This is a genomic window from Paenibacillus sp. FSL H3-0310 (genome assembly GCF_038002785.1).
GTDB lineage: Bacteria > Bacillota > Bacilli > Paenibacillales > Paenibacillaceae > Paenibacillus_AQ > Paenibacillus_AQ odorifer.
In genome coordinates, this window is the sequence record NZ_JBBODC010000001.1 from 875,321 (window position 1) to 887,445 (window position 12,125).

Below are 12,125 nucleotides of genomic sequence, written 5' to 3' on the forward strand. Positions count from 1 at the left end.
ATTGAATGAAAGAGATCCTTCGTGAAGTTGGAATGATAGCGAGGGCATTAGATTCCATAAGTAATATAGAGTTCAAGGAATTAGAGCTTACAAAGGGGCAGTATTTATATCTGGTCCGGATATATGAGAATCCGGGCATTATTCAAGAAAAGCTGTCGGAAATGATAAAGGTGGACCGAACAACAGCAGCACGTGCGATTCAGAAGCTTGAAATCCAAGGTTTTATTGAAAAGAAAGACGATGAAACGAACAAAAAAATAAAAAGGTTATTCACAACTGAAAAAGGCAAACAAGCCTACTCTTTTCTGAAGAGAGAAGGGGACCATACCGACTTGGTTGCGTTAGCAGGATTATCTGAAAAAGAAACGGAAGTCTTGTTTCGACTTTTGCAAAGAGTTAGGAAAAATGTTGAGGTTGAGTGGGAATACGTAAAGAAGGGAAATAAAAGAGAGTACTAAAATCAGAAATTGTTATTGAACTAACCCAACACGATCGCAAGAAAAAATGCCTTGCTAGTGATTATACTGGCAGGGCATTTTAATGAGATGATTCATATATCAACGGAGCCGTGGAACGTGCGGAGCGGAGAATAAAAAAAGAACACCCTAAAGTGTTCATTAAGGTTAATTAATGTTAATTATTGTGCTGCGGGGGTATTTCCCATTGCAATAGAAATTCTGTTCCAACTGTTGATTTGATTAATAATCAGCACAAGATCAACATATTGTTTCTCATCGTAATGTTCACGTACTTGCTTATATAGCTCATCCGGAACTCTTTTGGAAGGGATTAGCGTAATATGCTCAGCTAGTTCTAGAGCAACCTTCTCTTCAGGTGTATAAAAAGTACATTCCTCCCAAACATTTAAACAATAAATTCGTTGTTCAGTTTCACCCATTTTACGAGCTTCGGATGTATGCATATCTATACAGAAAGCACATCCGTTAATTTGAGAAACTCTGATTTTGATAAGTTCTCTTGTAGTCCGATTAATCGTAGATTTTTTGGTGTACATCTCCATATCCATCATGATTTTCATACCCTCAGGTGCAACTTCATTGTAAGCAACTCTTTGACTCATTAGGCAAGACTCCTTAGGCTTTAGTTTAGGATTAGTATAACTTTATTTTAACACTATTATTCTTTATATGCGAACATTTGTACTTATTTTTGTTTATAAGAAGGCAGAAATCACCCGTCGACATATCCTCAAAGCGGAACGGAAATGATATCAATATAATCTTCTACCTGTCTAATTGGCTGTTATTCCACGAGTTTCCCCTTCCTCTTGCCTCACAACTATCGGCTTCCTGGTGAATAAGTTGATAGAAACCAAAAGGAGGAGTGAGGAAATGCCTTATACAACAGGTCTTATTACAAATACAAGAGCAACAGGTACTGCAGCAAGTAATGTAGTAGTCAGTGTTCGTAACACAAGTAATGCGAGTGCAATGATGATCGTCGAAGTTTTTGGTGTTCCATATTCGATGCCAGCTCTTACTCCGCTTTATGTCACAGGGTATTACGTTCCTGCAAAGAGTTCTGATATTAGAGAGTTTTTCATTGGGGGCAATTTGGCTTACGAGGTACAAATTAGTAGTCCTTTTCCTTTGGCAGAAGTAGTTACCTCCGTGTATGGGCTGGACGAGTTCGGAAATCTAGTTACTGATCAGCGAGTGCTTCAATCTGAATTGACGCAGATTACGGCATTATCTATCCCTATATAATAGTAACGTTTAGACCATTAAGCAGCAGTCGCTGAAAGAAATAGGGCGATTGCTGCTTTTTTAGGCGCAATAAAGTATTTTAGGGGCATTCACACAATCATATGAGAGGAATCAAAATATACTGATTTTATACTCCAATGTAGAGAGAGGTAAAAATCATGGCGGATGTAGGAGTAGTTATGCCTGTGTATACCCAAAAGCCGGAGTTTCTGCGGCAAGCTCTGCAGTCTGTTCTACACCAATCTTTTACCAATTTTCGGCTGGTTGTTGTGATCGATGGAGCACCAGATATGGAACCGCTCGTGAGCTCCATTATTGTCGAAGATCCGAGGGTAACGGTTATTTCTTACGCACAGAACAGGGGTATAGCACATGCACTGAATACTGGCTTTGATCTTTTGTTTAGTGAGCCCAGTATTCAATATTTGAGTTGGGTTTCCAGCGACAATGTTTATGAACCCCGTTTCCTCGAAATCCTTCGGGGGGCGCTAGTTAGAGGTCCACAGGAGTTAGGCATCGTGTTCAGTTCTTTTCAAAGCATCGATAACGAGGGAAAGTTTCTTCACAACGAACATCAATTGGCTACGCAGCGTAATTATCAGTCACAGCCCAAAGAGAGATTGCTGGATTATTCGCTCATTGGCGTATCTTTTATGTACAAAACACAGATTGCGAAGCTTGTTGGAGCTTATGGAATGGAACCGGTGGAAGATTATGATTACTGGCTGAGACTGGCTGAACATTGTGAGATTCGCTTTATACCGGTGGAACTGGTGAATTATCGTGTGGATTCTACCTTTAGTGTATCTGCCCAGTTACATTCGGTTGAAAATCATCGTAGATGGAGATATGCCTATCATTTGACCCGCCATCAGGCGCGGTTTCGCAGAGGGATTCCGGCGATGATTACCGTTTTATATCCTGTAGTGAACGCTTGTGCGGATGAAATAACGAGGATAGAGAATCTGTACGAACAAACGTATAGCAATTATGAATGCCGGGTGCTGGATTTATCAACTACACGTCAGCCATCAGCTCTATTGGAAACCATACCTCATCCTGCGACAGCGTTCGCTTGGCTGCCTGGGGCTGTGGAGTCACACGCGATTTGCAGTGCTATTGAGCAGCTATCCACCCCATTTACGATAGTTTTAGGTCCAAAGGTTTTTATAGGAGCGCTCGATATTGAGTACATGCTGGAAGCTTTGATTACTACGGGTGGGGATACGATCTCCAACTACTACACGGATGATCATAGCTTGATTGGATTTCGACACAGACATGTCCCCTCGACCAAAAGCCACTATTATAATGAGCTGTTTCGCAGCGCAGATTTGTATGATTTGTTGAAGACCTCTTTTACCTAAAATAATTTGCGAATGAGTGATCATGATGAAGATTTTGTTCACTTTTTATAACCCGAGTGGTGGTATGCAAACTCTGAACCGAGTTCGCTGCCAAGCGTTATATGCTCGCGGTGTAGAGTGCCATTTACTGTATACACACCATGGAAAAGGACAGCAGAATATCCGTAACATTCAAACGCATATTACCAATAGTGATGACGAGATCAGGGCAATGCTTGCTCGGGAAGCATTTGACTTAATTGTAGTGTGTACGGATATTAACTTAGCAGAGCGGATTCGAGGGTTTGGGTATAAAGGGCCGCTTGTTTTTGAAGTGCAGGGTTTAGGTACCTTAGATGAAGCTGAGCAGGTCGTTAATAATTTTACAGAGCGCATTTACAGGCTCACCGATGCACTGCTGTATCCGGAAACAACCCATTTGCAGGCGCTTTTCAAAGGCGGATTTCCAACCATTCCACAATATTGTTTTGATGATCCGATCGATTGCGATCAGTTTGGATATACCAATTATCCCGCCAAAAGTTTCCCTATCCTCGGTTGGGTAGGACGCATTCAAACGAATAAGAATTGGCGGGAATTTCTGCAAATCGGGCAAAGGCTGCTGACGATCCATCCCGAGCTTTATTTATGGATTTTTCAGGATGATACGTTGTTTGATCCAGAGCAAAAAGAAAGCTTTGATCAATTTGTAGCTGAGACAGGGATTTCTTCACGATTAATTTCGTATTCCAATATTCCTCATGAGCAAATGGCAGATTATATGAGCATTATTGGTGATTCGGGAGGGTTGCTCCTTTCGACCTCAATTTTGGAAGGATTTGGATACGCGGTTGCTGAGGCGATGTTGTGCCGTTGTCCTGTACTTACTACAGATTCAGACGGCGTTCGAAGACTCGTCATTAACAATCACACTGGAAAAATATACACGAGAGGGCAGCTGGATGAAGCTGTGAATGCTGCTCTATCCTTAATGGATGATCCGGCACTGCGGGCCAGAATCAGGATGAATGGAGAATGGCATATCCGGACTAACCTGTCCTCCGAGCTGTATGCAGACAGATTTCTACAGATGTATCATCAATTGATGGGACGTAGAATTCAAATTGAGCGGCGCTGGTCTTAACTCTGCGGTTAATCTGCAGGGTTAAGATGTTTTTTCATGGACTAACAACGAGGTCAGAATTAGTGTCAATAAAAGGGTGACAATCATTCCCACCATTTGAATAATATTGTTATAGGGATCAGGGAGAGTGACATAAGAAAAGATAACCTCTTTTAATATAAAGAACAGAATTCTAAATAAACTCAGAAATACTAACCCTGCTACGATCCACTTTTTTAAATGTGTTTTATAAATATGACTTCCTGCTGTCTATATCTCATTGATTAATTCCTTCGTATTATTCCGGACATTTCCCACTGCAGTGGAAACCGGATAGGCTCTCATTTGATGCTGATCATAGGGTTTAAGAAGCTTTATTAACGAAGTTGCGTCCTGATTACTCCGGCTTAGCCATTCAGGCTCATCCTCAGGCTTCAAAATAACTGGCATACGGTTGTGGATTTCAGCCATAAGTTCATTTGGGGTAGTCGTTATAATCGTGCAGGTACTTAATTTATTACCTTCAGGGTCCATCCAAATATCATACAATCCGGCCATTGAAAAAATACCCCCATCGCGCATCACGATTCGCATGGGCTGTTTACTGCTGCCCTGTGCCTTCCATTCATAGAAACCATCAGAAGGGATGATGCAGCGGCGGGAGCTTACTAATCGCTTGAAAGAAGGCTTCTCAAGGAGTGACTCTGCCCGGGCATTGATCATTTTACTGCCGATTTTATCATCTTTGGCCCAAGAAGGAACCAGACCCCAGCGCAGTTCCCCAAGTTTATTGCTGGACCCTGTGTTAATGACTGCCGGAATTTGCTGCATGGGTGCTGCGTTATATGTTGGAGCATAGTGGATAATGGTAGAATCATTGGCAAAATATCTGACCATTAGCTCTTCCATGGTGACTGTTATTGTATATCGTCCGCACATTTTATACACTTCCCATTCGGTCGTTTTTGAGGCTAGATTTGTTTACAGCTTGTAATCAGCATGTTATGCTCGAAATATTTCTTAGCTTGAACGGCTGTTGAGGGTTGTATCTTATTATAAACGAAGCACAATGAATGAAGAAGGCGGTGCATATAGGTGATTTTGGTAAGCTCTTGTTTAGCTGGCATGAAGGTAAGATATAATGGTACGGATTGTTTGGATGAGAAAATTCAGAAGCTTTTGAATGAGAATCAGGCTATTGCTGTGTGTCCGGAATTATTAGGGGGATTCTCTACGCCTAGAGAGCCAGCTGAAATTGTCGGCGGGGATGGTGAGGATGTGCTTGCAGGAACGGCAAAAGTAGTGGACCGGTCGGGAACAGATGTAACAGAACTATATTTAAAAGGGGCCTATATTACGCTTGAAAAAGCTCAAGAGGTTTCAGCCACGATGGTAGTCCTCAAGGAAAACAGTCCTTCTTGCGGCAGCACCATGATTTATAACGGAGAGTTCAAAGGGAAGAAGATCGCTGGCAACGGCGTGACTGCGGCTTTACTTAGAAAAAACGGCATAGAAGTTACCTCTGAAGAGAATTGGCTGTCATTATCCTAGCCTATGTAGGGAATTGATTACAATATTGTGTTCTTTAGTTTGTGGAAAACTAACTTCTCGCGCGGTATAATTTAATAGTTCTTAAAAACGAACTATTGTCCTATACCCTAGAAGTGGAGAAATGAATGATGAAAACCATCTATTTGGACCACGCCGCATCAACTCCGGTTCATCCCGAGGTGGCCAAGGTCATGCTGAATATAATGACAGAACAATATGGAAATGCGTCCAGTGTACATCAGTTCGGACGTTCAGCCAAGAAAATATTAAATGGGGCGCGCGATACTATCGCCGCCTTTTTAGGCTGCTCGCCGGAAGAGTGGGTGTTCACTGGCGGCGGAACCGAAAGCGACAATCTAGCCCTCTATGGAGCTGTCGCTGCTGTTGCCCAGAAAGGCAATCATATTATCACCTCTGCGATAGAGCATCATGCAGTGCTACATACCTGCGAAGAGCTGGAGAAGGAAGGCTTTAAGGTTACTTATCTTCCTGTGGATTCTACAGGCCGAGTATCCGTTGCAGACGTAGAAGCAGCGGTGCAGGAAGACACGGTGCTAATCAGTGTAATGTATGCCAATAATGAGGTGGGAACCGTTCAGCCGATTCAGGAAATTGGCCAGCTTGCCAGAGAGCGGGGAATTCTGTTCCATGTTGATGCTGTACAAGCTCTGGGTGCCTTACCGATCACACTGCGGGAGCTTCCGGTAGATTACATGAGCTTTACAGCTCACAAAATCAATGGACCTGGGGGGATCGGTGGCCTTTATGTGCGGAGTGGAGCACCGCTGCATCCAAGACTCCACGGTGGCCTTCAGGAGCGCGGCAGACGAGCCGGAACAGAAAATCTAGCAGGTACTGCTGGATTTGCCAAGGCTGTTGAGATAGCAGTTACAGGTCTATCAGAACGTCGACAAAAAGTGCAGCTCCTGCGCAATAGACTACTTGAAGAGCTGGATGCGCTGATTGGCCGGGAAAGTTATTCGATTAACGGCAATACCGAGCATTTTTTGCCAAGTATACTGAATTTGAGCTTCCCGGGAGCTAGAACAGATGTTATGCTGATGAACCTGGATATGGACGGGATTGCGGCGGCAAGCGGTTCAGCCTGCACGTCAGGATCACTGGAAATATCCCATGTTCTGAGAGCAATGGAGCTTCCAGAAAATATTTTAGGGTCCGCGATTCGATTTAGCATGGGTTTGGGTAATACTACTGAAGAAATTGAGTACGTTGCTCGAAAAGTTGAAACCATTCTGAATCGGCTGCGTATCAGAGACTAGTTACTTCTAGGCTATGATAGGTATCCTGATCATTCGGGCTTTCACTTTTTGAGAACTCGTAATTACACTCAAAGTGAGGAGACCGAGCAGCCATGAAACTTCAAGATCTGATCGGCTTGGCTGTATATGAAGTTGAAGAGGGTAACGCAATCGGCAAAATTGTCGATATTTTGCTCGATTCAAACTGGAATATTACGGGTATTGAACTGGAAAGCAAATCTTTTTTTGGTGGCCATGTGAAATTTGTGGCATGGGAAGATATTGTGGCCTACGGCGAGGATGCTGTCATGATTCGTAGTAAAGAGTCGATTGATAAGATAGATGCCGATCATATACCTTGTACTTTTCTACTTGGAAAGAACAAACTTAAGGATTTAAAAGTGCTAACTACAACTGGAACTATACTCGGACGAATATCTGATGTTTATTTTGACCAAAAGTTGGGAAACACAATAGGAGCGCTGGAAATTAGTGACGGGCTTGTCACTGATTTGATCGAAGGCCGCAAATGGCTGCCTTGTTCTGACGAGATGTCCATTGGTGAGAATGCATTAATGGTTCCTGCGATGAGCGAAGAACGGCTACAAAAAGCCATTAATATTGTTAACGGATAGGTGGAATGTATTATATGAAGTGTCCAAACTGCAACTCCAAAGATATCGGAAAGATCGGTTCCCACCAGTTTTATTGCTGGGGCTGTTTCATCGAATTGACGGTAAATGGCGAGAAAATGTCGGTTTATCAAGTTGAAGAAGACGGCACACTAAGCTCACTGGACGACCTGTTCTCCGGGGATGATATGACTCAGGATTTCCCGCAAATTCATGCGTCGTCTTAACTATGAATCTTGCTTTGTAAGCAAGACTGCTCTATGTACTTAAGCGTCAATTTCCTTTCAGCTGAAATCAGTTGCAAGGTTATTGACGCTTTTTTGTGTGTTTGATGGTTATTTTGCTGCGGCCATACATATACTTATTTACGAAGCTAGTCCAGGCTCTACCGCAGGAGGGTACTCTCATGGAACAATGGTCCCAAAGTAAATGGTTCCGCTGGATGATCGGAGTGCTGCTATCCCTGATCATTTTGTATTTTGTTTGGTTGCTTCGTCCGATGCTGCAGGGGATTTTTGTATTCTTAAAGGCAATCCTCGCTCCATTTCTGGCAGCTATGATTATTTCCTATGTGCTGAATCCCGTGGTTAGTATGCTGGCCGGACGGAAGATGCCGCGTAGCGTAGCTGTTCTACTTATATATGCAGTGTTTCTAACGGCGATTACCGTGATCGCCATCAACCTTATCCCGATGTTTATTGAGCAGCTTGAAGAGTTAAATGAACATCTGCCTGAGATCACACTGCAAGCCCAAGGCCTGATGAGCCATATGAATACAAGGCTAATACCACCTGGGGTTGAAATGGGGATGAACAACTGGTTTTTTCAACTGGAGAATCGTCTGGCCGAAGGGATTTCTCATTTTCTCGATAACATAGGGACAACGATTAACTTGCTGTTCAATGCTTTTATCGTGCCGTTTCTGGTATTCTATATTCTGAAGGATTTTGACGTATTTGAACGGACGGTGGTCTCTTGTCTGCCCCGCGCACGCCGCAAGTCTATTGTTACTTTGTTAAAAGATATTGATGCCGCGCTCGGCAATTACATTCGCGGACAATTTCTGGTCTGCATCATTATAGGTGTGCTCGCCTATATCGGCTATGCTATCGTCGGAATGCCTTATGCCTTACTGTTCGCCAGTGTGGTGGCAGTATTTAATATTGTTCCGTATATGGGTCCTTTTCTAGGGGCTGCACCTGCTATTGTGATGGCTTCGACCGTCTCTTTTCGATTAGTTCTACTGGTTGCTGTGGTAAACACTTTATGCCAAATTGTGGAGAGCAATATTATTTCTCCACAGGTAGTAGGCAGGACGCTACATTTGCATCCGCTGCTTATTATCTTTGCATTGCTGGTAGGTGGTGAGCTGGCAGGGATGATTGGACTGATCCTTGCTGTACCGTTCTTTGCAGCTGCAAAAGTCGTTATTCAACACTTTATGGCGTTTTTAATCAAACGAAAGCCTGTATAAAGGGATAATCATTGACTATTGATAACAGTTTTGTATATAATGTTGGGGAATATTACTGATGACTCAGTATATAGTTGTTCGATGATGAGGAGTATTAATTCTATACCGTTATTGCAGAGAGCCGGCACTAAGGTGCGAGTCGGTTAACGGAACAGAGTGAACTCACCTCGGAGTAACGGTGCAAGTTTACAGGATATCCATAAGAGATAATGGATGTCATGAATGAACCGCCGTCGCCTCACCCCCGCTAAAGGGTGCAAAGTGAGTGGCAGAATAAAGTATATTCAGCCGCTAACTAGGGTGGTACCACGGGAATTATAACCTCTCGTCCCTAGCGATAATACGCTAGGGATGGGAGGTTTTTTTGTAAATATAAGAGAGTATACGTTTCACGCAATACTTCATGTCTTATATTTCCCGCATAAATGCTTACTGTCCTTATAAAGACAACGAGGGCGTATATGCTTGGTTAAGAAATAAGAAATCTAAGAAGTAACACTCCAAGGAGGAGCAGACAATGAGCGACAATCAAACAAATAGCATACCCGCTACTGGTTACCGGGCGCAGGCTATTGAGCCGAAATGGCAAAAATTCTGGGATGAGAACAAAAGCTTTAAGACAGGAGAAGATCCTGAAAAACCTAATTTTTATGCACTGGATATGTTTCCGTATCCGTCAGGTGCAGGACTGCACGTAGGTCATCCAGAAGGTTACACAGCGACGGATATCGTTTCTCGCTACAAACGGATGCGCGGTTTCAACGTTTTGCATCCGATGGGCTGGGATGCTTTTGGACTTCCGGCAGAGCAGTATGCGATGGATACCGGCCAGCATCCACGTGATTTTACCGATAAGAACATCGATAATTTCCGTCGTCAGATCAAATCGCTGGGTTTCTCCTACGATTGGGACCGCGAGATCAGTACGACAGATCCGGATTATTATAAATGGACACAATGGATTTTTATCCAGTTGTATAACAAAGGCCTGGCTTATGTAGCAGAAGTACCTGTTAACTGGTGTGAGGCACTGGGTACGGTACTTGCCAACGAAGAGGTTATCGATGGTAAAAGTGAGCGCGGAGGTCACCCTGTCGTGCGCAAACCGATGCGTCAATGGATTCTGAGAATTACAGAGTACGCTGAGCGTTTGCTGGAGGATCTGGAAGAGCTGGATTGGTCCGAAAGCATCAAGGATATGCAGCGCAACTGGATCGGGAAATCAACAGGTGCAGAAGTGAACTTTAACATTGAAGGTCACGAAGCTAACCTGACCGTGTTTACTACACGACCAGATACACTGTTCGGAGCAAGTTACTGCGTATTGGCACCAGAGCATGAGCTTGTTGATGTGATTACAACTGAAGCACAGCGTGCTGCTGTGGCAGAATATCGTGAAAAAGCTTCTCGTAAGAGCGATCTGGAGCGTACGGATTTGGCGAAAGAGAAGAGCGGTGTCTTCACAGGCGCATATGCAATTAATCTTGTGAATGGTGCGAAGGCGCCAATCTGGATTGCAGATTATGTGCTTGCTGGTTACGGAACGGGAGCAATTATGGCAGTTCCGGGTCACGATACTCGCGACTGGGAATTTGCTAAACAATTCGGCCTGAATATCGTGGAAGTCGTTCAAGGCGGCAACGTTGAAGAAGAGGCTTATTCCGGAGATGGACCGCATGTCAATTCTGATTTCCTGAATGGACTCAAGAATGAAGAAGCGATTGCGAAGATGATTGCTTGGTTGGAAGAGAAGGGCGTAGGTAAGGGCAAAGTAACCTATCGTCTGCGTGACTGGCTGTTCAGCCGTCAACGCTACTGGGGAGAGCCGATTCCAATTCTGCATTTGGAAGACGGCACAATGAAGACTGTTCCGGTGGATCAGCTGCCGCTGGTACTGCCAGATGTAGAGGCAATCAAACCTTCGGGTACAGGGGAATCTCCACTTGCGAATGTAACAGAGTGGGTGGAAACTATCGATCCTGAGACTGGCATGAAGGCTCGCCGCGAGACGAACACCATGCCGCAATGGGCGGGCAGCTGCTGGTATTACCTGCGTTATATTGATCCGAAAAACGATCAAGAGCTTTGCTCCCCTGAGAAGCAAAAAGCATGGCTTCCAGTAGATCTGTATATTGGTGGAGCAGAACATGCCGTGCTTCACTTGCTCTATGCACGTTTCTGGCACAAGGTGCTTTATGATCTCGGCGTAGTTGAAACAAAAGAACCTTTCCATAAGCTGGTTAACCAAGGTATGATTCTTGGAAATAATAATGAAAAAATGAGTAAATCACGCGGAAATGTCATCAACCCTGATGAGATTGTAGAAGCATTTGGTGCAGATACGCTGCGTGTGTATGAAATGTTTATGGGCCCTCTGGAAGCAACCAAACCTTGGAATGAAAAGGGTGTAGAAGGAGTTCACCGTTTCTTGTCCCGTGTATGGCGCCTGTTCGTGAGTGAAGATGGTAAGCTGAGCACCAAAATCACAGCAGACGGTGGCACTGACGAGTTCAAACGCACTTGGCACAAGACCATTAAGAAGGTCACTGATGATTTCGAGCATCTGCGTTTCAATACCTCAATTAGCCAATTGATGATTTTTATTAACGATGCTTATAAGCAAGAAACTTTGTCCCAAGAAGCTGCTGAACACTTCGTACAAATGTTGTCACCACTGGCGCCTCACATCGCTGAAGAGCTGTGGCAGCTGCTCGGTCACGAAGGAAGTATCAGCTACGTGGCTTGGCCAACGTATGATGAAGCATGGACGGTGGATGCTGAGGTTGAAATCGTTATTCAGGTAAATGGTAAAATCGTACAACGCGCATTGATCCCGCAGGATATGGGTCAAGAAGAGATGCAAGCTCATGCGTTGTCACTCCCGAATGTGAGTGCAGCAGTAGAAGGTAAAACCGTACGCAAGATCATTGCGGTTCCTGGCAAGCTTGTAAATATCGTAGTGGGTTAAGCGAAGAACGCAATATTGCCCGCAGCAACGGAGAATTCCGTGCTG

At 44.0% G+C, this 12,125-nt stretch carries 12 protein-coding genes; 10 read left to right on the forward strand and 2 right to left on the reverse strand.

The features are described 5' to 3' along the window. The first annotated feature begins 5 nt into the window (after positions 1–5). Entirely contained in the window at positions 6–458 is a 453-nt protein-coding gene (locus MHH63_RS03980; protein WP_076179370.1) for a MarR family winged helix-turn-helix transcriptional regulator, read from the forward strand. A gap of 179 nt (positions 459–637) precedes the next feature. On the opposite strand, the gene MHH63_RS03985 is transcribed toward MHH63_RS03980, so the two are convergent. Further along, positions 638–1,081, reverse strand: a complete 444-nt coding sequence (locus MHH63_RS03985; protein ID WP_076179371.1) for a carboxymuconolactone decarboxylase family protein — start codon at positions 1,079–1,081, stop codon at positions 638–640. Between the two features lie 271 nt (positions 1,082–1,352). On the opposite strand from MHH63_RS03985, the gene MHH63_RS03990 reads away from it, so the two are divergent. From MHH63_RS03990 to MHH63_RS04000, 3 genes are all read left to right on the forward strand, one after another. Next, positions 1,353–1,727 (forward strand): hypothetical protein, encoded by a 375-nt coding sequence (locus tag MHH63_RS03990; RefSeq protein WP_076129677.1) that lies wholly within the window; start codon positions 1,353–1,355, stop codon positions 1,725–1,727. Positions 1,728–1,885: 158 nt separating this feature from the next. Next, on the forward strand, positions 1,886–3,094 hold the full coding sequence (locus tag MHH63_RS03995) for a glycosyltransferase family 2 protein (RefSeq protein ID WP_076129678.1): 1,209 nt from the start codon (positions 1,886–1,888) through the stop codon (positions 3,092–3,094). Positions 3,095–3,158: 64 nt separating this feature from the next. Beyond that, a complete protein-coding gene (locus MHH63_RS04000; RefSeq protein WP_254849017.1) occupies positions 3,159–4,217 on the forward strand; it encodes a glycosyltransferase family 4 protein in 1,059 nt (352 codons plus the stop codon). Between the two features lie 249 nt (positions 4,218–4,466). On the opposite strand, the gene MHH63_RS04005 is transcribed toward MHH63_RS04000, so the two are convergent. Continuing rightward, a complete protein-coding gene (locus tag MHH63_RS04005; protein ID WP_076129680.1) occupies positions 4,467–5,135 on the reverse strand; it encodes an SOS response-associated peptidase in 669 nt (222 codons plus the stop codon). Between the two features lie 156 nt (positions 5,136–5,291). Here MHH63_RS04005 and MHH63_RS04010 point away from each other — a divergent pair, with 156 nt between their 5' ends. The 6 genes from MHH63_RS04010 (at position 5,292) to leuS (ending at position 12,080) form a co-directional block, all read left to right on the forward strand. Further along, positions 5,292–5,747 carry a DUF523 domain-containing protein gene (locus tag MHH63_RS04010; RefSeq protein ID WP_076129681.1) on the forward strand — a complete coding sequence of 152 codons (456 nt, stop codon included), beginning with the start codon at positions 5,292–5,294 and terminating at the stop codon, positions 5,745–5,747. A gap of 128 nt (positions 5,748–5,875) precedes the next feature. Then, the gene (locus tag MHH63_RS04015) at positions 5,876–7,027 is read left to right on the forward strand and encodes a cysteine desulfurase family protein (RefSeq protein ID WP_076278813.1); all 1,152 of its coding nucleotides are present in this window, start codon (positions 5,876–5,878) and stop codon (positions 7,025–7,027) included. A gap of 92 nt (positions 7,028–7,119) precedes the next feature. After that, entirely contained in the window at positions 7,120–7,641 is a 522-nt protein-coding gene (locus MHH63_RS04020; RefSeq protein WP_036677560.1) for a PRC-barrel domain-containing protein, read from the forward strand. Positions 7,642–7,655: 14 nt separating this feature from the next. Beyond that, positions 7,656–7,865 (forward strand): hypothetical protein, encoded by a 210-nt coding sequence (locus tag MHH63_RS04025; protein ID WP_036677557.1) that lies wholly within the window; start codon positions 7,656–7,658, stop codon positions 7,863–7,865. Positions 7,866–8,044: 179 nt separating this feature from the next. Further along, positions 8,045–9,112, forward strand: a complete 1,068-nt coding sequence (locus MHH63_RS04030; protein ID WP_036677553.1) for an AI-2E family transporter — start codon at positions 8,045–8,047, stop codon at positions 9,110–9,112. A gap of 517 nt (positions 9,113–9,629) precedes the next feature. After that, positions 9,630–12,080 (forward strand): leucine--tRNA ligase, encoded by a 2,451-nt coding sequence (gene leuS / locus MHH63_RS04035; protein ID WP_341171228.1) that lies wholly within the window; start codon positions 9,630–9,632, stop codon positions 12,078–12,080. Positions 12,081–12,125 lie beyond the last annotated feature (45 nt).